Source organism: Musicola keenii, assembly GCF_014855505.1.
GTDB lineage: Bacteria > Pseudomonadota > Gammaproteobacteria > Enterobacterales > Enterobacteriaceae > Musicola > Musicola paradisiaca.
The window spans coordinates 32,982-54,693 of the sequence record NZ_JAAWVW010000010.1 but is presented as its reverse complement, the minus strand read 5'-3'; the positions used below and the strand labels follow the sequence as shown (position 1 = coordinate 54,693).

Annotated in this window: 26 protein-coding genes and 1 pseudogene; 16 read left to right on the top strand and 11 right to left on the bottom strand. The window is 55.7% G+C overall.

Annotated elements, in window-relative coordinates; all coding sequences use genetic code 11:
* Positions 1–40: 40 nt before the first annotated feature.
* Genes mlaB through mlaF form a run of 5 tightly spaced genes read right to left on the bottom strand, consistent with a single transcriptional unit; the run spans position 41 to position 3,155 of the window.
* Complete coding sequence (mlaB, locus tag HEP82_RS12250) at positions 41–343, bottom strand: lipid asymmetry maintenance protein MlaB (protein WP_015855300.1); 303 nt, start codon at positions 341–343, stop codon at positions 41–43.
* Positions 336–971, bottom strand: coding sequence for a phospholipid-binding protein MlaC (mlaC, locus tag HEP82_RS12245; protein WP_192458342.1), 636 nt, complete (start codon positions 969–971; stop codon positions 336–338). Before mlaC ends, mlaB begins: the two co-directional genes overlap by 8 nt.
* A gap of 11 nt (positions 972–982) precedes the next feature.
* Positions 983–1,555 carry an outer membrane lipid asymmetry maintenance protein MlaD gene (mlaD, locus tag HEP82_RS12240; protein WP_192458341.1) on the bottom strand — a complete coding sequence of 191 codons (573 nt, stop codon included), beginning with the start codon at positions 1,553–1,555 and terminating at the stop codon, positions 983–985.
* A 4-nt stretch (positions 1,556–1,559) separates the two neighbouring features.
* Positions 1,560–2,342 (bottom strand): lipid asymmetry maintenance ABC transporter permease subunit MlaE, encoded by a 783-nt coding sequence (gene mlaE, locus HEP82_RS12235; protein ID WP_192458340.1) that lies wholly within the window; start codon positions 2,340–2,342, stop codon positions 1,560–1,562.
* Positions 2,343–2,348: 6 nt separating this feature from the next.
* Positions 2,349–3,155: a phospholipid ABC transporter ATP-binding protein MlaF gene (gene mlaF / locus HEP82_RS12230; RefSeq protein WP_015855304.1), complete on the bottom strand. Its 807-nt coding sequence runs from the start codon at positions 3,153–3,155 to the stop codon at positions 2,349–2,351.
* A 281-nt stretch (positions 3,156–3,436) separates the two neighbouring features.
* Here mlaF and HEP82_RS12225 point away from each other — a divergent pair, with 281 nt between their 5' ends.
* The 12 genes from HEP82_RS12225 to rnk all read left to right on the top strand — a co-directional run bounded on the left by HEP82_RS12225 (position 3,437) and on the right by rnk (position 12,134).
* Positions 3,437–4,399 carry a calcium/sodium antiporter gene (locus tag HEP82_RS12225; protein WP_192458339.1) on the top strand — a complete coding sequence of 321 codons (963 nt, stop codon included), beginning with the start codon at positions 3,437–3,439 and terminating at the stop codon, positions 4,397–4,399.
* Between the two features lie 30 nt (positions 4,400–4,429).
* The gene (gene kdsD / locus HEP82_RS12220) at positions 4,430–5,416 is read left to right on the top strand and encodes an arabinose-5-phosphate isomerase KdsD (protein WP_192458338.1); all 987 of its coding nucleotides are present in this window, start codon (positions 4,430–4,432) and stop codon (positions 5,414–5,416) included.
* A 39-nt stretch (positions 5,417–5,455) separates the two neighbouring features.
* A complete protein-coding gene (kdsC, locus tag HEP82_RS12215; RefSeq protein ID WP_192458337.1) occupies positions 5,456–6,022 on the top strand; it encodes a 3-deoxy-manno-octulosonate-8-phosphatase KdsC in 567 nt (188 codons plus the stop codon).
* Positions 6,019–6,588: an LPS export ABC transporter periplasmic protein LptC gene (lptC, locus tag HEP82_RS12210; protein ID WP_192458336.1), complete on the top strand. Its 570-nt coding sequence runs from the start codon at positions 6,019–6,021 to the stop codon at positions 6,586–6,588. Before kdsC ends, lptC begins: the two co-directional genes overlap by 4 nt.
* Entirely contained in the window at positions 6,566–7,174 is a 609-nt protein-coding gene (gene lptA / locus HEP82_RS12205; protein WP_192458335.1) for a lipopolysaccharide ABC transporter substrate-binding protein LptA, read from the top strand. Before lptC ends, lptA begins: the two co-directional genes overlap by 23 nt.
* A 16-nt stretch (positions 7,175–7,190) precedes the next feature.
* Positions 7,191–7,916 carry an LPS export ABC transporter ATP-binding protein gene (gene lptB, locus HEP82_RS12200; RefSeq protein ID WP_015855310.1) on the top strand — a complete coding sequence of 242 codons (726 nt, stop codon included), beginning with the start codon at positions 7,191–7,193 and terminating at the stop codon, positions 7,914–7,916.
* Positions 7,917–7,964: 48 nt separating this feature from the next.
* Complete coding sequence (rpoN, locus tag HEP82_RS12195) at positions 7,965–9,401, top strand: RNA polymerase factor sigma-54 (RefSeq protein ID WP_192458334.1); 1,437 nt, start codon at positions 7,965–7,967, stop codon at positions 9,399–9,401.
* Between the two features lie 23 nt (positions 9,402–9,424).
* Positions 9,425–9,712: a ribosome hibernation promoting factor gene (gene hpf / locus HEP82_RS12190; RefSeq protein ID WP_015855312.1), complete on the top strand. Its 288-nt coding sequence runs from the start codon at positions 9,425–9,427 to the stop codon at positions 9,710–9,712.
* An 88-nt stretch (positions 9,713–9,800) separates the two neighbouring features.
* Positions 9,801–10,289 carry a PTS IIA-like nitrogen regulatory protein PtsN gene (gene ptsN / locus HEP82_RS12185; protein WP_192458333.1) on the top strand — a complete coding sequence of 163 codons (489 nt, stop codon included), beginning with the start codon at positions 9,801–9,803 and terminating at the stop codon, positions 10,287–10,289.
* Between the two features lie 148 nt (positions 10,290–10,437).
* Entirely contained in the window at positions 10,438–11,292 is an 855-nt protein-coding gene (gene rapZ / locus HEP82_RS12180) for an RNase adapter RapZ (RefSeq protein ID WP_015855314.1), read from the top strand.
* Positions 11,289–11,561 carry a PTS phosphocarrier protein NPr gene (gene npr / locus HEP82_RS12175; RefSeq protein WP_192458332.1) on the top strand — a complete coding sequence of 91 codons (273 nt, stop codon included), beginning with the start codon at positions 11,289–11,291 and terminating at the stop codon, positions 11,559–11,561. The genes rapZ and npr overlap by 4 nt, the downstream gene beginning before the upstream one ends.
* A 162-nt stretch (positions 11,562–11,723) precedes the next feature.
* Positions 11,724–12,134 (top strand): nucleoside diphosphate kinase regulator, encoded by a 411-nt coding sequence (rnk, locus tag HEP82_RS12170; protein ID WP_192458331.1) that lies wholly within the window; start codon positions 11,724–11,726, stop codon positions 12,132–12,134.
* Positions 12,135–12,199: 65 nt separating this feature from the next.
* Here the strand turns inward: rnk and pmbA are convergent, their stop codons facing one another.
* Positions 12,200–13,540, bottom strand: coding sequence for a metalloprotease PmbA (pmbA, locus tag HEP82_RS12165; protein WP_192458330.1), 1,341 nt, complete (start codon positions 13,538–13,540; stop codon positions 12,200–12,202).
* A 262-nt stretch (positions 13,541–13,802) separates the two neighbouring features.
* Between pmbA and yjgA the strand changes: the two genes are divergently transcribed.
* A complete protein-coding gene (yjgA, locus tag HEP82_RS12160; protein ID WP_192458329.1) occupies positions 13,803–14,354 on the top strand; it encodes a ribosome biogenesis factor YjgA in 552 nt (183 codons plus the stop codon).
* Positions 14,355–14,440: 86 nt separating this feature from the next.
* Here yjgA and HEP82_RS12155 read toward each other — a convergent pair whose 3' ends face one another.
* Complete coding sequence (locus HEP82_RS12155) at positions 14,441–15,067, bottom strand: LysE family translocator (protein WP_192458328.1); 627 nt, start codon at positions 15,065–15,067, stop codon at positions 14,441–14,443.
* A 105-nt stretch (positions 15,068–15,172) separates the two neighbouring features.
* On the opposite strand from HEP82_RS12155, the pseudogene HEP82_RS12150 reads away from it, so the two are divergent.
* Positions 15,173–15,673 (top strand): annotated as a pseudogene (locus tag HEP82_RS12150) (DUF1543 domain-containing protein).
* Between the two features lie 6 nt (positions 15,674–15,679).
* Here the strand turns inward: HEP82_RS12150 and aaeB are convergent.
* Genes aaeB through aaeX form a run of 3 tightly spaced genes read right to left on the bottom strand, consistent with a single transcriptional unit; the run spans position 15,680 to position 18,805 of the window.
* Entirely contained in the window at positions 15,680–17,635 is a 1,956-nt protein-coding gene (gene aaeB, locus HEP82_RS12145; protein WP_192458327.1) for a p-hydroxybenzoic acid efflux pump subunit AaeB, read from the bottom strand.
* Between the two features lie 13 nt (positions 17,636–17,648).
* Entirely contained in the window at positions 17,649–18,596 is a 948-nt protein-coding gene (aaeA, locus tag HEP82_RS12140) for a p-hydroxybenzoic acid efflux pump subunit AaeA (protein ID WP_192458326.1), read from the bottom strand.
* Positions 18,597–18,601: 5 nt separating this feature from the next.
* Positions 18,602–18,805, bottom strand: a complete 204-nt coding sequence (aaeX, locus tag HEP82_RS12135) for a p-hydroxybenzoic acid efflux pump operon protein AaeX (protein WP_015855323.1) — start codon at positions 18,803–18,805, stop codon at positions 18,602–18,604.
* Here aaeX and HEP82_RS12130 point away from each other — a divergent pair.
* On the top strand, positions 18,800–18,961 hold the full coding sequence (locus tag HEP82_RS12130) for a hypothetical protein (RefSeq protein ID WP_192458325.1): 162 nt from the start codon (positions 18,800–18,802) through the stop codon (positions 18,959–18,961). The genes aaeX and HEP82_RS12130 overlap by 6 nt on opposite strands.
* Before the next feature lie 268 nt (positions 18,962–19,229).
* Positions 19,230–20,174, top strand: a complete 945-nt coding sequence (gene aaeR / locus HEP82_RS12125) for an HTH-type transcriptional activator AaeR (protein ID WP_192458324.1) — start codon at positions 19,230–19,232, stop codon at positions 20,172–20,174.
* A gap of 45 nt (positions 20,175–20,219) precedes the next feature.
* Here the strand turns inward: aaeR and tldD are convergent, their stop codons facing one another.
* Positions 20,220–21,665, bottom strand: a complete 1,446-nt coding sequence (tldD, locus tag HEP82_RS12120; RefSeq protein WP_192458323.1) for a metalloprotease TldD — start codon at positions 21,663–21,665, stop codon at positions 20,220–20,222.
* Between the last annotated feature and the right edge of the window lie 47 nt (positions 21,666–21,712).

The following is a 21,712-nucleotide window of genomic DNA, read 5'->3' as shown; positions in this document are numbered from 1 at the left end:
AGGGACGAAAAAGGGGACGATGAGATAGCCGTAGCGTCGCTCATCCAGCCTGGCGGATGGGGATGATTTCGCTCAAGTTATAAAGTTGGATAAGGGTACTGAGTCGATCGCTGGCTCCGGTAATGTTCAATTCCTTCTCCTGCTGCTGCTGTTGATGATGAAAATGCAGCAGCAATGCCAACCCTGAAGAATCAACCCGACGCAACCGGCTGAGATCCAGTTCACCCACACCGTTTAACAACGCCTCCCGCTGTTGCCACAAAGGTAACAGCGTATCGCGATCAAGGTCTCCTTCCAGCTGGAGGACGCCATTTTCCCGTTTCCAGGTCAGCGAGTTAGCCATTTCGTTTCTGTTCCAACGAAATCGGCTGACGGGCGCTAACCAACAGTTGTCGGGTCAATCCATCAACGCCGTTCTGGCGCAATATGGAAGCCCACTCATTCTGTTTGGTGGTAATCATGCTCACGCCTTCGGCAATCATGTCATATGCCTGCCAATAGCCGGTCTTACTGTTTTTACGCCACTGAAAATCCAGACGAATAGGCGGGCGTCCACCATTATCGATAATAGTGACGCGAATGGACACGATATCCGAATTACCCAGCGGTTGTTCCGGGGCAACCTCGTAAGTCTGCCCGTGATACGACGCCAGCGCCTGACCATAAGCCTGTTCCAGATAGGCTTCGAAGGCGGTGAAATAGGCATCGCGCTGCTCCGGCGTCGCATTCTTATAATATTGGCCGAGTACCAAAGCGCCGGCATACTTGATCTGCACATAAGGCAGAAGTTCTTCTTTGACAATACTACGTAGACGATTAGGCTCCTGCCGAATCTGAGGCTGCTCATTTTTCAGGCGATCAAAGGTTTTTTGCGCCGCTTCCTTCATCAGGCTGTACGGATTAGTCTGATCCGCTGCGTTAACAAAAGGCGCAACTACCAACAACGCCGCCATCAATAAACGTCTAAACATTCTGTATCCTCTCAAGGGTGTTGAGTAACAGGTTGGTTGCCTGCGTCAGATTTCGCATCATTGCCCGGCTTTACCGATGGCTCTGCGCTGTTCTGAGCGGCATTCTCATTACTGTTACCCCCGCTCTTATATAGGAATTGGCCGATAAGGTCTTCCAGAACCATGGCCGATTTCGTGTCCTGAATGGTACCGCCGTCTTTAAAGATCGACGTTCCCATATCCGCATCCTCAAAACCGATGTTCAAGGCCAGATACTGCTCTCCCAACAACCCGGACGTGCGAATCGCCAGGGAACTGGTATCCGGAATGTGGTCATATTGCCGATCGATATCCAACGCCACGCGCGGCAGATAAGTTTTACTGTCCAAGCCGATCTCCGCCACTCGGCCAATGACCACGCCGCCGATTTTCACCGGCGAGCGTATTTTCAGGCCGCCGATGTTATCGAAAGTCGCATACAAACGGTATGTCTGCTGATTTCCCAGTGATTTCAGATCCGCCACTTTCAGCGCCAGAAAGAGAATGGCAGCCAGCGCAATCAGCATAAAGGCGCCAACCCAAATTTCATGTTTCTTTGTTTGCATCGACTCATTTCCCAAACATCAGTGCCGTCAGCACAAAATCCAATCCCAGTACCGCCAGTGAAGAATGCACCACGGTACGAGTCGTCGCACGACTGATGCCTTCTGACGTCGGGATGGCGTCATAACCATTGAACAGAGCGATCCAGGTAACGGTTATCGCGAAAAACAGGCTCTTTAGCACACAGTTCATTACATCGTGCCGCCACTCCACAGCCCCTTGCATCGCCGACCAGAAAAACCCACTGTCGATACCTTTCCAATCTACGCCGACCAGCGCGCCGCCCCAGATACCGACCGCAACGAAAATGAGAGTCAGCAAAGGCATACTAATAAAGCCGGCCCAGAAGCGGGGAGCCACTACGCGACGAAGCGGATCCACCGCCATCATCTCCATACTGGAAAGCTGCTCGGTGGCCTTCATCAGGCCGATTTCCGCAGTCAGAGCGGAACCGGCGCGACCAGCAAACAACAACGCCGTCACAACTGGCCCCAGTTCGCGCAATAACGACAGCGCCACCATCATGCCCAAACTGGCCTCTGCGCTGTAAGTCGTCAGCACGATATAGCCCTGCAACCCCAGCACCATACCGATAAAACAGCCGGAAACGATAATAATCAGCAGCGACTGCACGCCGACGCTATAAAGTTGCCGCGCCAGCAACGGCCACTGTTTAGCTGGCTCCGGCTTGCCGACTAGCGCATTAAACAACATCAGCCCGGCCCGGCCAAAAGAGGCGCAGGTGCTGATGCCGGAGCGTCCCAACGACGCCAATGCCTGCAATAGCATGACCAGTTAACTCCCCGTACCCAAAAGTCCGCTCAGATAATCACCCGCCGGATGCCGGAACGGCACCGGACCATCCGCCGTCCCATCCAGAAACTGACGCACACGCGGATCATCATTTTGCTGCAATTCCTGCGGCGATCCTTCCGCCACTACGCGCTGCCCGGCGATGATATAGGCATAATCCGCGATGCTCAGCACTTCCGGCACATCATGAGACACCACAATGCAAGTAACGCCCAATGCATGATTCAGTTCGTCGATCAGCTTTACCAGCACCCCCATCGTAATGGGATCTTGGCCGACAAAGGGTTCGTCGAACATGATGAGTTGAGGATCCAGCGCTATCGCTCGCGCCAACGCGGCACGGCGGGCCATCCCGCCCGACAGCTCCGCAGGCATCAGTTGCGCTGCGCCACGCAACCCAACCGCCTCTAGCTTCATCATCACCGTACTGCGCAGCAATACGTCCGGCAATTGGGTATGTTCGCGCAACGGCCAGGCGACATTGTCAAAAACATTGAGATCGGTAAATAGCGCGCCCGACTGGAACAGCATGCTCATCTTTTTGCGGGCGGCGTACAGTCCAGAACGGGAAAGCGCTGGAATATTTTCTCCGTCGAACCAGATTTCTCCGCTATCCGGTTGCAGTTGCCCGCCAATCAGCCGCAACAGCGTGGTCTTGCCTATTCCCGACGGCCCCATGATCGCGGTGATTTTACGCTTGGGTACATTCAACGATATATCGCTGAATATCGGCCGCTCGCCGCGCCGAAAATTGAGCCCGCGAATCTCAACCAGATTTTCATGGTTCATGGTTTATTTCCTTACCGGCTGCGCCTGGCAACCGTCATTTCTTGTCTATTCTCGGCATGTTGCCTACATAACTGCGTTGATTCCGGTATATCGGGCGTCATCACTGTTACAGAATCAGACCATTTGGTTGTAGCCAAAGTTGCCATTGGTTTTACTTTTTCGCCCTGCGCAGTCAGAATTAGCGCTAGCGAGGAAAAACGGCTTTTTTGTTTATTATTCGTCCAGAAATACTGGTTTGTTCGCCAATAAGCCGGTGATTATACCTGAATAAAGGACGCTGCATGCTTTTTGCGACAGTACTATTGGTTGTTGGTTTGATTCTGCTGGTTTATGGTGCCGATCGGGTTGTCTATGGCGCCGCCGTTCTGGCCCGCTCTTTCGGCATCCCGCCCATGATTATCGGTATGACTATCGTTGGAATGGGAACGTCCTTGCCCGAACTGATGGTTTCCGTCACCGCCGCGCTTAATAATCAAATCGATATGGCTGTCGGCAATGTTCTGGGCTCCAATATCACCAATATTCTGTTAATTCTTGGCAGCGCCGCGCTGATACGCCCGCTGACATTCCAATCCGCCCTGCTGCGGCGTGAACTCCCCCCAATGCTTTTTGTCACCGCCTTGTGCGGATGGTTGCTGCATGACGGTTTTCTGAGCCGCACGGACGGCATCATCCTGCTATTCGCCGCCGGAGGCTGCATCCTGCTAATGCTGAACATGGCCTCCCGCGCGGCGAGACAGGGCGAGGACAGCCTGACTCGGGAGCAGATGGCGGAACTGCCGCAGGACAACAATTATACGGTTGCGCTGCTGTGGCTGATTCTCGGGCTGATCATCATGCCGATGTCCGCCCGAATCGTGATCGATAACGCTACTGTCATCGCCAATTACTTTAATATCAGTGAACTTACTATCGGTCTGACCGTATTGGCGGTCGGCACCAGCCTGCCGGAACTGGCCACTGCGATTGTCGGCACATTGAAAAAGGAAGACGATATCGCATTGGGCAATCTGATCGGTTCCAATATATTCAATATCGTCATCGTGCTGGGCGTCCCGGCACTGCTCTCGCCTGGCGCACTGAACCCGCTCGCTTTTCAGCGCGATTACTGGGTCATGCTCGGCGTCAGTGCGCTCCTAACGGCACTCTGTCTCCGCCAGAAACGGTGCATCGGTCAAGGCGCAGGCACATTGTTAGTGTGTGCATTCATTGCGTACCTTTCGGTGCTGTTCTTGTTTCCATAGCCAGAACACCGGCAATGCAGGATATTTTTGATGTCACATTTCAAGTTACAACCCGGCTTTGATTTCCAGACGGCAGGCCGTCAGGTTCTGTCCATCGAGCGCGATAGTCTGGCGCAGCTGGATCAGTATATCGACGGTAACTTCGCCTTGGCCTGCGAAAAAATGTTCCACTGTCGCGGCAAGGTTGTGGTCATGGGGATGGGCAAATCAGGCCATATCGGCTGCAAAATGGCGGCGACGTTCGCCAGTACCGGTACTCCATCGTTTTTCGTCCACCCAGGGGAAGCCAGCCACGGCGATCTGGGCATGATTGCCGCACAGGACGTCGTCATCGCCATATCCAACTCGGGTGAATCACATGAGATTCTGGCGCTGATCCCTGTACTTAAACGTCTTCAGGTTTGTCTGATCTCCATGACCGGCAACCCAGACAGCACGATGGCGAAAACTGCGGATATCCACCTTTGCGTTCACGTCGCTCAGGAAGCCTGCCCATTGGGGCTGGCGCCGACATCCAGCACCACCGCCGCGCTGGTAATGGGCGATGCGTTGGCGGTAGCGCTATTGCAGGCACGCGGCTTTACCGCCGAAGATTTCGCATTATCCCATCCCGGCGGCGCGCTTGGCCGCAAATTGCTGTTGCGGGTGGAAGACATCATGCACTCCGGCGAAGAAATGCCGTGCGTGGACAGCAATGCTTCCCTGCGCGACGCACTGTTGGAAATCACGCGCAAAAATCTGGGCATGACGGCGATTTGCAACGCAGACCGGAAAATCGAAGGGATTTTTACCGACGGCGACCTGCGCCGGGTATTCGATATGAACATCAATCTGAACAACGCCCGCATCACCGACGTGATGACCCGCGGCGGTATCCGGGTGACGCCGCATACACTGGCGGTCGATGCGCTGAATCTGATGCAGTCCCGCCATATTACCTCGTTGATGGTGGCGGACGACGATCGTCTGCTTGGCATCATCCATATGCATGATATGTTGCGCGCTGGCGTGGTGTGACTCCCCAGACCTTTACGACTTGAGCCAAGGAATGAGTGAATGAGTGAAATTCGGCCGCAAACCGACACCTGCTACGGCCCCGTGGAGACGCAGGTCATGAACCGCGCGCGCGATGTACGTCTGCTGATTTGCGATGTAGATGGCGTACTGTCCGATGGACTTATCTACATGGGTAATCAGGGCGAAGAACTGAAGGCGTTCAATGTCCGCGACGGCTATGGCATCCGTTGCCTGCTAACTTCGGGTATCGACGTCGCGATTATTACCGGCCGTTCGTCGCAATTGCTGATCGATCGCTGCCAAACGCTGGGTATCACCCATCTTTATCAAGGACAATCCGATAAGCTTTTGGCCTTCCGCGAACTGTTGGATAAACTGTCGCTCCAAGCCAGCCAGGTCGCCTATATCGGCGATGACCTGATCGACTGGCCGGTCATGGCCGAAGTGGGTCTAAGCGTAGCGGTTGCCGACGCTCACCCGCTGTTGCAGCCACGGGCTGATTATGTCACGCGCATCGCCGGTGGCCGCGGCGCGGTAAGAGAAATTTGCGACCTTATCCTACAGGCGCAGGATAAGCTTGATTTCGCCAAAGGGCTGTCGATATGAGTAATGCAAAACGCTGGCTGACGCTGTTGCTGGCATTGATCGCACTGGTGCTGATCGGGTTAAATCTGACCGACAGACAGGCCAACACCGGCCCGGCGGAGGTACCCAGCACTGACCCGGCTTATACCATGCAGAAAAACATTACCGTGGTATATGACCCAACCGGAAAACTGAGCTACAAGCTGGTGGCGGAGAGTGCGGAACATTACAACGCCGATCAAAGCAGCCGCTTTACCTTGCCGGTGGCGACCATGTTCAACGAACTCGGGGTGGCGACCTGGTCGGTGCGTTCAGATCGCGCCACGCTGACAAAAGACCGGATGCTCTATCTTTACGGTCATGTGGAGGTCAACAGCCTCACCACTGATTCACAATTGGAACGTATCAAGACAGACAACGCCCAGGTCAACCTGATCACACAGGATGTCTCGTCGGATGATGAAGTCACCCTGTATGGCACTAACTTTACCTCTAACGGGCTGAAAATGCGTGGTAATCTGCGCAGCAAAACCGCTGAATTGATCGACAAGGTAAAATCTTATTATGAAATCCAACCTAAACAATAATGTGTTGCACAGCATCCTGATCGCCAGCGCCCTGTTCGCCGTCAGCCTTCCGGCATTGGCGCTGACCGGCGATACCGATCAGCCCATCCATATCGATTCCGATCAGCAGGCGCTGGATATGCAAGGCAATGTGGTCACATTCACCGGCAAGGTGATCGTGACTCAGGGCTCCATCAAGGTTCAGGCCGACAAAGTTGTCGTTACGCGCCCAAACGGCCAACAAGGCCATGAAACTATTGAAGGTTACGGCAACCCGGCGACCTTTTATCAGATGCAGGACAACGGTAAACCGGTAAAAGGACATGCGCAGAAAATGCGCTATGAACTGGACAAGCAGCTCGTCATTCTTACCGGCAACGCTTATCTGGAACAGCTTGACAGTAATGTCAAAGGCGATCGCATTACCTACCTGGTTCAACAACAACAGATGGAAGCCTTCAGCGACAAGGGTAAACGAGTAACTACCGTTCTGGTGCCGTCGCAATTGCAGGACAAGGGTACCCAGGCCAATCCGAATGGCGTCAAGCCTGCCGCAAGTCAGAGCAAAACCGGCGCCAGTCAGACCAAACCCGCCAAACAACAGTGAGTGACGCAAGTAACCCATGGCAACATTAATTGCAGAAAATCTGGCCAAAGCGTACAAGGGCCGCAAAGTGGTGGAAAACGTCAGCCTGAATGTGAATTCGGGCGAAATCGTCGGACTGCTGGGCCCTAACGGCGCGGGCAAAACCACTACGTTTTACATGGTCGTGGGGATCGTGCCGCGTGACGAAGGCCGCATCGTCATCGATGATGAAGACATCAGTCTGCTGCCGCTGCATGACCGCGCCCGCCGCGGCATCGGCTATCTGCCGCAGGAAGCGTCGATTTTTCGGCGATTAAGCGTCTACGACAACCTGATGGCCGTTCTGCAAATCCGCAAGGATCTGACCCGGGAGCAACAGCAGGATCGCGCCAACGAGCTTATGGACGAGTTTCATATTACTCACCTGCGCGATAATCTGGGACAATCGCTGTCCGGCGGTGAACGGCGCCGAGTAGAAATCGCCCGAGCACTGGCGGCTAACCCGAAATTCATTTTGCTGGACGAACCCTTTGCCGGCGTAGATCCCATTTCGGTCATCGACATCAAAAAAATCATCGAGCATCTGCGCGACAGTGGGCTAGGCGTGCTGATTACCGACCATAATGTTCGCGAGACGCTGGATGTCTGCGAACGTGCCTATATCGTCAGCCAGGGCCAGCTTATTGCCCATGGCTCACCAATAGATATACTGGCGAATGAACAAGTGAAACGGGTCTATCTGGGTGAAGGCTTCCGACTCTGATAAAACATTGTTTTTATTTATAATTAATAAAGGAAGTTAGCGCGAGTTATGAAGCAAGGTTTGCAACTCAGGCTTAGCCAGCAACTGGCTATGACACCGCAATTACAGCAGGCGATCCGCCTACTGCAATTGTCCACACTTGAACTCCAGCAGGAAATCCAACAGGCGCTGGAAAGCAACCCATTGCTGGAACAGGCTGACAACCATGAAGAAGTAGAAACACAGGAAAGTAGCGACCACGAAACGCTGGATACCCGCGAAGCGCTGGAGCAGAAGGAAATGCCGGACGAGCTGCCGCTCGACGCCGCCTGGGATGAAATCTATACCGCAGGCACACCGTCCGGCACCAGTACCGATTATCGCGATGAAGAGCTGCCGGTCTATCAGGGCGAAACCACTCAGACGCTGCAGGATTATCTGATGTGGCAGGTGGAACTGACGCCGTTTTCCGATACCGATGCCGCCATTGCCACCTCAATCGTCGATGCAGTCGACAATACCGGCTATCTGACGGTTTCGCTGGAGGATATCCGCGACAGCATCGGCGACGACAGCCTTACGCTGGAAGAGGTGGAGGCCGTACTGAAACGAGTGCAGCGCTTCGATCCCGTCGGCGTCGGCGCTCGCGACCTGCGCGAATGCCTGCTGGTACAGTTATCCCAGTTTGATGAAAAAACCACGCCGCGGCTGGCCGAAGCCAGAATGATCGTCAGCGAATATCTGGATCTGCTGGCCAACCACGATTTCCGTATGCTGATCCGTTCCAGTCGAATGAAGGAAGAAACGCTGAAAGAAGCGTTGGCGCTGATCCAATCGCTCGACCCGCGCCCCGGCCAGTCCATCAATACCGGCGAATCGGAATACGTGATCCCGGATGTCCTGGTTCGCAAGATCCAGGGTCATTGGGCGGTAGAGCTAAATACCGACAGCGTGCCCAGACTACAGATCAACCAGCAATACGCCGCGCTCGGCAACAGCGCCCGTAACGACAGTGACGGTCAGTTCATCCGCAGCCATTTGCAGGAAGCCCGCTGGCTGATCAAAAGCCTGGAAAGCCGCAACGACACGTTGCTGAAAGTCACCCGCTGCATCGTAGAACAGCAGCAGGCGTTCTTTGAACATGGCGAGGAATTCATGAAACCCATGGTACTGGCGGATATCGCTCAGGCCGTGGATATGCACGAGTCCACCATCTCCCGCGTGACAACCCAGAAATTTCTACATAGTCCGCGGGGCATCTTCGAATTGAAGTATTTTTTCTCCAGCCACGTCAACACCGACAATGGCGGCGAAGCGTCATCCACCGCCATCCGTGCACTGGTCAAAAAACTGATTGCAGCGGAAAACCCTGCAAAACCTCTGAGCGACAGCAAGCTGACCACCCTACTCTCCGAACAGGGCATTATCGTGGCGCGGCGCACTGTAGCAAAATATCGCGAGTCTTTATCCATCCCGCCGTCGAATCAACGTAAACAGCTGGTTTGACCCATACTGAGAAGGAAGACGATATGCAGCTGAACATTACCGGACACCATGTCGAAATTACTGACTCCATGCGCGAGTTCGTCACGTCGAAATTCGCCAAACTTGAGCAATACTTTGATCGAATTAATCAGGTGTATGTGGTGTTGAAAGTGGAGAAAATCCAGCATATTGCCGATGCCACCATCCATGTGAACGGCGGCGAGCTGCATGCCACCTCAGAAGCGGAGGATATGTATGCCTCCATCGATCTGTTGATCGATAAGCTGGCAAGGCAGTTGAACAAGCATAAGGATAAACTGAAACAACACTGATTCTGCCACCTTAAGGCGTAGGGACGGCCGGGCCTGCCGCACGGCGGGCCGATAACCGGAGGCAAAAGTGTCATTAAGTGAAAGCAATATGAACAACGAGCCCGTTATTCAACTCAGCGCCGTACTCCGCAAAGAGTGTACCCGTAGCGCCGTTCACTGCCAGAGCAAAAAGCGCGCCCTGGAAATCATCAGTGAACTGGCTGCCAGGCAGCTCAATCTGCCGCCGCAAATGATCTTTGAATCCATCCTGACGCGGGAACGCATGGGCAGTACCGGTATTGGTAACGGTATCGCCATTCCACATGGAAAACTGGAAGATGAAAACACACTTGGGGCAGTAGGCGTCTTCATTCAGCTGGAACACCCAGTGGCGTTTGACGCCATCGACAATCAGCCCGTCGATCTGCTTTTTGCCTTGCTGGTTCCGGCTGAACAATGTAAAACCCATTTACATACCTTGTCCCTCGTTGCCAAGCGGCTGGCGGACAAATCTGTATGCCGTCGGCTACGCGCTGCGCAGAACGATGATGAGCTGTACCAAATCATGACCGACCAGGATCTCGCCGATCACGTCTAATGTGCTCGGATCCGGATAGAAATTATCACGGACGTCCCCGCTGGACTTGGAGGACGTTCGCTCGGAACCGGCGGAGCCGGATAACAAATACGTGTGCTAACTGTGGCAGTGGACATTCACCATCCCGCTGCCAAGGGGGAGTCGTCAGATGGTGCTGATGATTGTCAGTGGTCGTTCAGGCTCGGGGAAATCCGTGGCTCTGCGTGCGCTGGAAGACATGGGATTCTACTGTGTGGACAACTTGCCGGTGGTGCTGCTGCCGGAGCTGGCGTGTACGCTGGCGGAGCGCAACATTTCCGCAGCGGTCAGTATTGATGTCCGCAATATGCCAGAAACGCCAGAAGTTCTGGAACAGGCGCTGACCAGATTGCCCCAGAGCTTTTCCCCGCAGTTGTTGTTCCTCGACGCCGATCGCAACACATTAATCCGCCGTTACAGCGACACGCGCCGGCTCCACCCTCTTTCCAGCAAAAACCTGTCGCTGGAAAGCGCCATTGATGAAGAAAATGATCTGTTGGAACCGCTGCGTTCACGCGCCGATCTGATTATCGACACCTCGGAAATGTCAGTGCATGAGCTGGCGGAAATGTTACGGACGCGGCTGCTGGGCAAGCGCGAACGTGAACTGACCATGGTGTTCGAGTCCTTTGGCTACAAGCACGGCATTCCCATTGATGCGGACTATGTATTTGACGTGCGCTTCCTGCCCAACCCGCATTGGGATCCTAAACTGCGCCCCATGACTGGGCTGGACAAACCGGTCGCTGCATTTCTGGATCGCCACACTGAAGTGCATAACTTCATCTATCAAACCCGCAGTTATCTCGAACTCTGGCTGCCGATGCTGGAAACCAATAACCGCAGCTATCTCACGGTGGCAATTGGTTGTACCGGCGGCAAACACCGTTCCGTCTACATTGCCGAACAATTGGCGGATTATTTCCGCTCCCGCGGCAAGAATGTGCAATCCCGCCATCGCACGCTGGAAAAACGCAAATCATGACCGTCAGGCAAACCGTTGAAGTCAAAAACCGCCTAGGCATGCACGCCAGGCCTGCCATGAAACTGTTCGAACTGGTGCAAAGTTTTGATGCCGAAGTGCTGTTGCGTAACGAAAGCGGTACCGAAGCCGAGGCCAGCAGCGTCATCGCCATGTTAATGCTGGACTCCGCTAAAGGGCGTTACATTGAAGTGGAAGCCACCGGCCCAGACGAAGAACAAGCATTAGCGGCCGTCATTCAGCTGTTTGAGGCAGGGTTTGACGAAGATTAAGCTACCGTCACCCGAGATGAATAGCTGTTGTGGCTATTCGTGATCGAGATCTCTTCCTTTTTCTGCGACCAGCACCTAGCATCCGCTCATCACTATTTTTTACATCCCCCCGCCATTCGTTGCGGGGGGATTGCTATTTGTCACAAACCGCTGGAGATAAACATGGATAAACCACACCTGACGATTAACGAGCTGGATGCCGAGCGCCTGGATGCGTTGCTGGAACAATCCGCTTTTGCCGGTACCGACGTTGCGCAGGCACTGAATGCGGAGCTGGATCGGGCGCACATCGTCACACCGGTTGAAATACCGCCCGATGTGGTCACCATGAACAGCCGGGTACGATTCCGGGATTTGTTGACGTGTGAAGAACACATCCGCACGCTGGTTTACCCGGCAACACTGAAGGATAGCAGCGAACAAATTTCCGTGATGGCGCCGTTGGGAGCCGCCTTGTTGGGGATGCACGTCGGCAAGACCATCAACTGGCCTTTGCCGAACGGTGAAGAAACCCGGATTGAGGTCATGGAACTGCTGTACCAGCCGGAAGCGGCGGGTGAGTACCACCGCTGATAACAGCAACAAGCGCTAAACGACTGCCCTGAATATTCGGGCAGTCAATGTTGGTAAAAATGCCCTTAGACCCCGGCAATCTTCATCGATGGCAACAATACCGATCCACACTGAATATTACTGCGCGTCTCGATGTCATCGCCGATAGTCGCGATATTACGCAGCATATCCTTGAGATTGCCGGCAATCGTGATCTCACTAACCGGATACTGGATTTCACCGTTTTCCACCCAAAACCCCGCCGCACCGCGCGAATAATCGCCAGTCACCATGCTGACGCCCTGCCCCATCAGTCCAGTCACCAGCAATCCAGTGCCCATCTCTTTCAACATGCCGTCGACATTCAGCCCGCGCCCGGCAATCCGCCAGTTGTGAATACCGCCCGCGTGACCGGTGCTCTTCATACCCAACTTCCGCCCTGCATAGCTGGTCAACAACCAGGTCTGCAATACGCCGTCCCGCACGATATCGCGCGTCTCGGTACGTACCCCTTCGCTGTCAAACGGCGTGGAGGCCAGCCCTTTGCGCAAATGCGGCAGTTCCTGAATCGTCAACCATTCCGGCAGAATCTGCTGTCCCAGGCTATCCAGCAGAAAGGTGGATTTGCGGTATACGCTGCTGCCGCTGATGGCGCCGACCAGATGGCCAAACAATCCGGTCGCCACTTCAGCGGCAAACATAACCGGCGCTTCCATCGTCGCCAGCTTGCGCGGTGCCAGACGAGCCAGCGTGCGGCGCGCGCACTCTTCACCCACCCACTCCGGCGATTCGAGATCGCCGATCGCTCGGCCAATCGTATAGGCGTAATCGCGCTCCATATCGCCATCCTGCTCCGCAATCACGCTGGCGGACATGGAATGACGGCTGGAACAATAGCTTTGCAGCATGCCATGGCTGTTGCCGAACACCTGGATGCCATAATGGCTGTTGAAACTACCGCCTTCGGTATTGGTGATGCGTTTATCCGCCTTCAACGCCGCTTGCTCGGCCCGGGCTGCCAGTTCAATGCCTCTGTCAGCGTCCAGCTCCGCCGGGTGGAACAGATCCAAATCCGGCGCGTCAAAAGCCAGCAATTCTTTATCCGCCGGGCCGGCAAACGGATCTTCCGAGGTATAACGGGCGATATCCAACGCCGCCTGCACGGTACGCGCGATAGCGTCCGGGCTGATATCGGTGGAAGACGCGCTACCTTTACGCTGCTGATAGTAAACGGTAATGCCCAGCGCACCGTCACTGTTGAATTCGACGTTTTCAACTTCCCCATAGCGGGAACTGACGCTGATGCCTGTTGTTCTCGTCACAGCGACTTCCGCCGCGTCGGAACCGGCGCTGGCCAGCTCCAGCGCCTGAGCCACCGCCTGCTCCAGCGCTTTGCGCTGTTCTGCAACCTGAGTGATTATTGTCATCGACTTTCCATCATGAGTAAGAAAACATTCAGATAACACAGGGTGGACGAACGCCTGCTACGTGCGATTCGTCATCCTACCGCCGCCTGAAAAGAGGTAGCATAATGACCTTGAGTCTAACAGGATCCGCAGACAATTTCGCAGAAAGCCCATAACCTGATAGGATCAGCCTCTTTTTTACGACGGGTATCCTGCCCGTCGCGCAACAGGCCGTCACGAGCGGCATTAAAACGCGCTCCCGGCGTTTTTTACGGAGTCACGCATGAACAAACATCCCGAAGACTGGCAGGACGAGATTCCGGACAGCGGCCAGAAAGATGAAGACGAAGAAATTATCTGGGTCAGCAAAAGCGAGATTAAACGCGATGCAGAAGCCCTGAAAGCGCTCGGTGCCGAGCTAGTCGAGTTGGGCAAGAACGCGCTGGAGCGCATTCCGCTGGATGAAGACCTGCGAGCCGCTATTGAGCTGGCGCAACGAATCAAGAAAGAAGGCCGCCGCCGCCAGCTACAACTGATTGGAAAGATGCTGCGTGCCCGCGATCCGGAGCCGATTCAGACCGCGCTGGATAAACTGCGCAACCGTCACAATCAGCAAGTCTCGCTGTTCCACAAGCTGGAGCAAATGCGCGATCGGCTGCTGGAACAAGGAGATGACGCCATCCCGGACGTACTGGCGCTTTATCCGCAAGCGGATCGCCAACAGCTACGTTCGCTGGTGCGTAATGCGCAAAAAGAGCAAGCGGCCAACAAACCGCCCAAATCGGCCCGGCAGATTTTTCAATACCTGCGCGAACTGGCGGAAACGGAAGAATAAAAAAACCGGCGCGACCTGTGCCGCAAGACGTATGAACGTCGCCGCATGACAGGAATGTTGGCCGCATTGAAGAGTGCGGCCAACGTTCATTTGGTGGACGCCACCAATGCCGAGCCGGCGAAGATAAACAGCGTGCCGGTCGCACGGTTGAACAGACGTAAACGCCGCGGGCTGGCGAATAGACTGGAAATGCGTTTGCCCATGCAGGCATAGGTGAACATCGTACTCACATCAATGACCACCCAGGTTACAGCCAGAATGGCAAACTGTATGGCCTGCGGCGCGCCGGTCTCAATAAAGTTAGGAAACAGCGCGGCGAAAAACAGAATATCCTTGGGATTGCTGATCCCAACCATAAAACCACGGCGATACAGCATCCCAAGCCTTGGCGCCTCGTCCATCGTCTCGACGGACGACACCGGCGTTTCTGCCGGGGAACGCCAGGCGGCAATCCCCAACCAGACCAGGTAAGCAGCACCCACCACTTTCAACACCAGAAATGCCGTCGCCGATGCGGCAAGGATCGCGCCGAGCCCCAGCGCAGAGGCACTCATCAGGATCAACGACGCGCTGGCGCCGCCTAACACGGTAGCCAATGCGCGACGGCGGCCATAGCGTAAACCGTGCGTCATACTCAGCAGGGCAGAAGGCCCCGGTACGGCAATCAGCGCCGCGATCACCCCGATGTAAACCAACCAAAGATGCAAAGTCATTATGGTGTATTCCGTTGATATCAATCTGTCATACAACAGGTTAAGGTGAATGCCTTCGTTATATAAAAAAAGAAATAACCACCTCTTCCAAGGAGCGATTATCGCATGACAACGCTATTTATGTACTATCTTGGCGGCGGCGCCAAAGGTGCCAACATTGAACTGCACGATGTCCAGTTCGTTGCCGCAGAAACGCCGGAAGAAGGGTTCCCCGCGCTAAAAGCCGGCTGGTTCGGCGACAAGAATCAGATCCATGTCGACAGCTATACCCCGATAAACTGGGCCGATGGCTACGATATCACGCTCAGCCGCCAACCGTTTCACGGCCGGGAGAAATTGTGGTTCGTCAACGTAGGCGGCTACCTGCCGGAAAACCCGGCGGAGATTCATCAGTTCGGGCTGTTTGTCGCCGAAAATGCCGACGAAGCCAAACAGCGCGCCAAAGCGATACTTTTGCCGCGGATGTTCAAATAGCACAAGGACAATCTGCATGATGTAGATGACTGTCTGCCACTCACGCTGCTGGAGCGCTGGCATCTCCACCTGACGCCGAATCCGATGGGAAAGCCTGAAGCCCCACTGTGGCAGGGCTACCATCCGCTGTAAACGCCGCTAATCGCACAGTGCATGCTGGTGGCGCCGCAACAGCGCCGTCAGCCGGGCAACGGCGGCGACGATATCGTCCGCCACCTGATGTTCCCCCAGGTGTTGGCGGTACTCTTCCATTTGCGTCAGCAACTGCGAAAAATAACGGCTGCGCTGCGTATCCCCGGAGGCTCCCGCGACCCGCGCCGCCGTGGCGCGCATCTGGCGATGGCATTCCGCCAGCGTGTCGCTAAGCGGAATATCAAGCTGACGCAAACGTTGGTGCACAATAATCAGCGACAGTGCCAACCGATACTTCGCCATGTCCCCCGGAAACAGATTGATCAACAAAAACAGATGCTGATAAAGCGCGGGCAGATGGTTTTCCCTGCGCCGCGCCGGACGAGTCGACAACCCGTCGATGGCGCCGTGTACTAACCGGTTGAGCAGCGTGCGGCCGGTACGAGTACGGCTGTTGTCCCGTATCAACATAATTACCGCCAGCGCCAGCACGCAGCCGATAATCTGCCCGATGGCGTTATCCAGAAATTGCGACAGATTAAACGTCATTGGGTTATCCAGTACCAAAATATTGATGGTGCTCGCCAGTGCGCCCAGCGACCCTAACCGTCGCTTCTGGATTTCGATACCGATGACGAACGTCATTACGCCGATACTGAGCCCCAGCAACAACAGGCTTTGCTGAGTGGCGGGCAACACCAGCATGAACATCGCCGCCCCCAGCGGTAACGCTATCAGCGTACCGATCAAGAAATCCTTGGCGGCCATCAGCGGATTGGGTAAACGCATCACCAGTGCGGTCACTACGCCCAACATCACCATACACACGCTGCCGGATGTCCAGCCGGTCAGCAGCCAAAACAGGCAGCCGACGGCGGTAGCCACGCCGGTACGCAGGCCATTGATCAACGCATGATGAGTTTCCGCCGAGCTGGCCCGCACCGGCGTTTCCGCTTCCAGTATCTCGGTTTCCCGCTGGCTAATGCGCGCATTGGTTCTGATGCCGGCTGCCAACAGCTGATAGCGGGAAGACGCCGCCAGCCAACCCACCAGCGGCGCAGGCAAGCGACTGCTATGGCTGGCCGCCAGATGGCGCAACTGTCGCAATTGACGACGCAGATCCCCCGGCGTCGTCACCGGTTGTTCCAGTAGCATCAGCAGACCGCCCTTAACTGCACAGTCGCCATCCCGTCGCATCAACCCGATTTCACCCGCCAAGGTCATCATCATCCAGGACTGGCTGAGCAGGGTCTTCATTCGCCGCCAGGCCGGCTGCCAGTGCGACGACTCCATCAGCAGAATATTGCGCATGCCGCCGATGGCCTGAGTTTTCCGCAACAGCCCATGCCAGCAGCTATCGACATCATCTGTGGCCGCACGGCCCACAGAGCGTTGCAGTAGTTGGTACTGCCCCAACAGCAGATCGTCGATGGCGCGATCGACATCCTGTTTAACCGAACGGGGAGAGAACACCAAATCCGCCAGAATAACGCAGACGATCCCCAGAATAATCTCGCTGCAACGCTCAATAGCGAATTGCGGAATTGCACGCGGCGAACTTTGACTGGTGACGATGATGATCAGCGCGGTATACCCCGCCAGTGCAAACACATACGAGTTTTCTGTTTTCACCAGCGACGAGATCCACACGCACACCCCGGCCCACAGGCAACACAGCATCAGCATGACCACTGGCGCCCGCACCGTCGTCATGATGATCACTAACGCGCCAAAACAACCGATAAAGGTGCCGAGAATACGTAGTAGGCCGCGATGGCGGATTGCGCCGGAAAACGGATCGCCCCCTGCGACGAATGCAGGCCCGGCGGCCACGATAGCGGCAGTCAGCGCCGCCCAGCGCGGCGTTTCCATTTCAAACCAGAACCCCAGCACCAACGACAGCACCACGGCCAGACTCAGCTTGCAGGCAAAACGCAGCCGGGGGAAAACGGAACTGTTCATCGTACCGCTCCGGTTAACCGAACTCGCGCAGCCGATGCAGCAGTTGCAGCAATGGCGACGCCGATTGTGCCTCTGGCGTCTGCTCGCCAGTCACCAGAACGGTGGCGGTGGTTCCCGCCGGATAACGATCACCCCACTGCTGCGCCAGACGGATTTTTACCGGTACTCGCTGCGCCAGACGCACCCATTCCAGACTGGCATCGACCGTCGCCAGCCCTTTGCTGCCCACTGTGCTGCTGCTATTGGCGATCCCAGCGGAAATGCTGTCCACCGTACCGCGGAGAATCTGGTTGCTGCCGAGTGGCGTAATCTCCACCTGGCTGCCGGGCCGGATCCCGGCCAGTTTGGTCTCTTCCATATAAGCCAGCAGGTAGAAGGAATCCTTTTTCACCAGCGCCACTGCTGTCGTACCACGGGTGATGAATTCGCCGGAGTGCACATTCAGGTTAGTAATCCAACCATCCGCCGGCGCTCGCACCACGGTGCGTTCCAAATCCAGTTTAGCCAGCGCCAGTTGTGCCTGGGCTTTGGCCAACTGGTGTTGGGTGGTTTGCAGCGCATTACCGGATTGTTCGATCTCTTCGCGCGACATCACTTGTACACCCAACTGCAAACGCCGGGTCGATTCGCGTTTTTTCTCTTCCGCCAGCGCCTGATAGTAGGAGACATCCGCCTGCGCCTCTTCCAGCGCCTGCTGGTAGCGCGGTTGATCGACGACAAACAGCACGTCGCCCTGTTTCACCGGTTGGTTATCCTGCACCCGCACCGACGTCAACAACCCGCTGACGTCCGGCGCAATCGCCACCACGTCGGCGGTAAATTTAGCGTCACGAGTCCAAGGGGATTCGGTATAGAACGACCAGACTTTGACCAACGCTACAGCGGCTGCCGCCACCACAATGAGCGTCATCGCAACACGGCTCAGTTTTTTTGTGATGATGTTTAAAACAGAGGCTCTCATGACACTTACACTCCCAGGTGAAACAGCAAGTAAAACAGGCAACAGAACAGCGAGGTATTGAACAGAGCCGGGTGCCAAACCCATTCGTAGATACCGGAGGAATGCAGCAGGCGAATACAGATGAAGAACAGCGTCAGCGACACCAGCAGCACAAAAAAGATCGGCGGGAATGACAGGCCGAACAGCACCATAACCGGGAGTGAATGCATCCTCTTTTTCCTTACCTGACCAGCTATCTGTTCAGCAGCAGCGTGAATCAGCGCGTGGATAACACCACGCCGCCGATCGCGCGCCGCCAGGGGACAAAGGCAGAACATCGCCGCCATCGGTATGGCTACCGACAGAGGGAGGACACATCAAGCTGACAAATCATGCAGACTGAGCGGGAACAACGTTCAGTACCCATTCTGTGTGATGCGCGTCTTGACTGAACAATAGCGATTGCAGGCGTTGATTTAATGGTTGAGAAGCGCGATGTTAAATCAGCGTTTTTTAGTCTAAAAATACAATAACAACGGGGAAGTTCGGCTGTAATAGCGCCCCCCCCCCCGGTTAAAGCGTCTATATTATGGTGCTTTATTATGACGTTATCTACGCACTGTGATCTAAATCACTTTTAAGCCAGAGTTAATAATGGAACGACTGAAGAGCATGTCCGTGTTCGCCAACGTGGTGGAGTTCGGAACGTTTACCGCCACAGCGCGACAACTGGGAATGAGTGTTTCCGCCGTCAGCCAGACCATTACCCGACTGGAAGACGAGCTGCAGGTAAAACTGCTCAACCGCAGCACACGTAGCATCGGTTTGACCGAGGCGGGGAAGATTTATTACTACGGCTGCCGTCGCATGCTGCACGAAGCCAACGAAGTCCATGAGCAGCTATACGCTTTCAACAATACGCTGATCGGTACACTGCGCATCGGCAGTTCCTCCACCATGGCGCAAAACGTCCTTTCCGTCATGACCACCGATCTCCTCAGACAATATCCCGGGCTCTCGGTCAATCTGGTGTGTGGTATCCCGGCACCTGATCTGATCGCCGATGGGCTGGACATTGTCATCCGGGTCGGCGCGCTACAGGATTCCAGCCTGTTTTCCACCCGGCTAGGTTCCATGCCGATGGTGGTATGCGCCACTAAACGTTATCTCGCCGTGCACGGCACGCCGGAAAAACCGTCCGAGATGGGAAACCTGTCCTGGCTGGAATACAGCGTGCGCCCAGATAGCGAATTCGAACTGATCGCACCGGAAGGTATCACCACCCGGATAACGCCGCAGGGACGTTTCGTCACCAATGATCCGCAAACCCTGATCCGCTGGCTGCAAGGCGGGGCGGGGATCGCGTATGTCCCGCTGATGTGGGTGCTGGAAGATATCCGACGCGGCGACATGGAAATCCTGTTTCCCCGTTATCATTCCGATCCTCGCCCGGTATACGCGCTCTACACCCGCCGGGACAATCTGCCGCTGAAAGTGCAAATCTGCATCGACTACCTGACCGAATATTTCCGCAAGGTGGCGCTGATTTACCAGGGCTATCGGCAGGACGCTGCGCCAGATGACACACCGCAGACATAAAACAGGCCGCATCCGCGGCCTGAACAGAACAAATCACCGAATCACTCAGGCGGTGCCGCCGACCGTCAGACTGTCCAGCTTCAGCGTTGGCTGGCCCACGCCGACCGGCACGCTCTGACCTTCCTTGCCGCACACGCCCACGCCTTTGTCGAGCGCCAGATCATTGCCGACCATGGAAATCTGCTGCATGGCTTCAATGCCAGAGCCGATCAACGTCGCCCCTTTGACCGGCGTCGTGACCCGGCCGTTTTCAATCAGATAGGCTTCTGAAGTAGAAAAGACGAACTTGCCGGAGGTAATATCCACCTGACCGCCGCCGAAGTTCGGCGCATACAGCCCGGATTCCACGCTGGCGATAATCTCTTCCGGCGTCGATTTACCCGCCAGCATATAAGTGTTGGTCATCCGCGGCATCGGCAAATGGGCGTAAGACTCGCGTCGGCCGTTACCGGTCGGCGCCACGCCCATCAGCCGGGCGTTCAACTTATCCTGCATATACCCTTTAAGAATGCCGTTTTCGATCAGCACGTTGTACTGCCCAGGGACGCCTTCGTCATCCATCGCCAGGGAACCGCGCCGATCCGCCAGCGTGCCGTCATCCACCACGGTGCACAGTTCGGAAGCGACCTGTTGGCCGAGCTGACCGCTGAACACCGACGTGCCGCGACGGTTGAAATCGCCCTCCAGACCATGCCCCACCGCTTCATGCAACAGCACACCGGGCCAGCCGGCGCCCAAAACCACCGGCATAGTGCCCGCCGGCGCGGCGACGGCAGAGAGATTGACCAGCGCCATACGCACCGCTTCTTTGGCCCAGGCATCCGCCCGCGCTTCCCCTTCCGACAACTGCCAGAAAAAGTCGTAACCGGTGCGAGCGCCGCCGCCACTGGAGCCGCGTTCGCGACGGCCATCCTGTTCCACCAACACGCTGACCGACAACCGCACCAGCGGGCGAACATCCGCCGCCAGCGTACCGTCGGTGGCGGCCACCAGCACCAGTTCATACACGCCGGTCAGGCTGGCAGTCACTTCCTGCACCCGAGCATCCGCAGCACGCGCAGTCGCATCCACCCGTTGCAACAACGCGATCTTATCTTCGCGCGTCAGGCTATCCAACGGATTGAGTGCCGGATACAGGCCGCGATGGGCAACTTCCCCCAAGGTTTTGATTCGTCCTTCACCCTGCTCGCGTACAATGCTGCGCGCCGCCAGGGCGCTCTGCCGCAATGCCTCGAGCGAGATTTGATCCGCATACGCAAACCCGGTTTTCTCACCACTGACGGCACGGATCCCCACCCCCTGATCGATATGCCAGGAACCGTCCTTGATGATGCGATCTTCCAGCACCCACGACTCGTGGTAGCTCGACTGGAAGTAGAGATCGGCGTAATCGATACGGCGTTCGCTTAAGGTTTCAAGGATGGCCTGGAGATCCTGATGGCCCAGCTTATTTGATGTAAGTAATTGCTTACTGACAAACGTCAGACTCATAGCTCGCCACTCTTCTTGTCACTGTGATCGGATAACGGGCGGCGCGA

Bases quoted from the DNA above. Each gene is read 5' to 3' on its own strand.
- mlaB (WP_015855300.1), bottom strand. From the start codon at position 343: ATGGCTAACTCGCTGACCTGGAAACGGGAAAATGGCGTCCTCCAGCTG.
- mlaC (WP_192458342.1), bottom strand. From the start codon at position 971: ATGTTTAGACGTTTATTGATGGCGGCGTTGTTGGTAGTTGCGCCTTTT.
- mlaD (WP_192458341.1), bottom strand. From the start codon at position 1,555: ATGCAAACAAAGAAACATGAAATTTGGGTTGGCGCCTTTATGCTGATT.
- mlaE (WP_192458340.1), bottom strand. From the start codon at position 2,342: ATGCTATTGCAGGCATTGGCGTCGTTGGGACGCTCCGGCATCAGCACC.
- mlaF (WP_015855304.1), bottom strand. From the start codon at position 3,155: ATGAACCATGAAAATCTGGTTGAGATTCGCGGGCTCAATTTTCGGCGC.
- HEP82_RS12225 (WP_192458339.1), top strand. From the start codon at position 3,437: ATGCTTTTTGCGACAGTACTATTGGTTGTTGGTTTGATTCTGCTGGTT.
- kdsD (WP_192458338.1), top strand. From the start codon at position 4,430: ATGTCACATTTCAAGTTACAACCCGGCTTTGATTTCCAGACGGCAGGC.
- kdsC (WP_192458337.1), top strand. From the start codon at position 5,456: ATGAGTGAAATTCGGCCGCAAACCGACACCTGCTACGGCCCCGTGGAG.
- lptC (WP_192458336.1), top strand. From the start codon at position 6,019: ATGAGTAATGCAAAACGCTGGCTGACGCTGTTGCTGGCATTGATCGCA.
- lptA (WP_192458335.1), top strand. From the start codon at position 6,566: ATGAAATCCAACCTAAACAATAATGTGTTGCACAGCATCCTGATCGCC.
- lptB (WP_015855310.1), top strand. From the start codon at position 7,191: ATGGCAACATTAATTGCAGAAAATCTGGCCAAAGCGTACAAGGGCCGC.
- rpoN (WP_192458334.1), top strand. From the start codon at position 7,965: ATGAAGCAAGGTTTGCAACTCAGGCTTAGCCAGCAACTGGCTATGACA.
- hpf (WP_015855312.1), top strand. From the start codon at position 9,425: ATGCAGCTGAACATTACCGGACACCATGTCGAAATTACTGACTCCATG.
- ptsN (WP_192458333.1), top strand. From the start codon at position 9,801: ATGAACAACGAGCCCGTTATTCAACTCAGCGCCGTACTCCGCAAAGAG.
- rapZ (WP_015855314.1), top strand. From the start codon at position 10,438: ATGGTGCTGATGATTGTCAGTGGTCGTTCAGGCTCGGGGAAATCCGTG.
- npr (WP_192458332.1), top strand. From the start codon at position 11,289: ATGACCGTCAGGCAAACCGTTGAAGTCAAAAACCGCCTAGGCATGCAC.
- rnk (WP_192458331.1), top strand. From the start codon at position 11,724: ATGGATAAACCACACCTGACGATTAACGAGCTGGATGCCGAGCGCCTG.
- pmbA (WP_192458330.1), bottom strand. From the start codon at position 13,540: ATGACAATAATCACTCAGGTTGCAGAACAGCGCAAAGCGCTGGAGCAG.
- yjgA (WP_192458329.1), top strand. From the start codon at position 13,803: ATGAACAAACATCCCGAAGACTGGCAGGACGAGATTCCGGACAGCGGC.
- HEP82_RS12155 (WP_192458328.1), bottom strand. From the start codon at position 15,067: ATGACTTTGCATCTTTGGTTGGTTTACATCGGGGTGATCGCGGCGCTG.
- aaeB (WP_192458327.1), bottom strand. From the start codon at position 17,635: ATGAACAGTTCCGTTTTCCCCCGGCTGCGTTTTGCCTGCAAGCTGAGT.
- aaeA (WP_192458326.1), bottom strand. From the start codon at position 18,596: ATGAGAGCCTCTGTTTTAAACATCATCACAAAAAAACTGAGCCGTGTT.
- HEP82_RS12130 (WP_192458325.1), top strand. From the start codon at position 18,800: ATGCATCCTCTTTTTCCTTACCTGACCAGCTATCTGTTCAGCAGCAGC.
- aaeX (WP_015855323.1), bottom strand. From the start codon at position 18,805: ATGCATTCACTCCCGGTTATGGTGCTGTTCGGCCTGTCATTCCCGCCG.
- aaeR (WP_192458324.1), top strand. From the start codon at position 19,230: ATGGAACGACTGAAGAGCATGTCCGTGTTCGCCAACGTGGTGGAGTTC.
- tldD (WP_192458323.1), bottom strand. From the start codon at position 21,665: ATGAGTCTGACGTTTGTCAGTAAGCAATTACTTACATCAAATAAGCTG.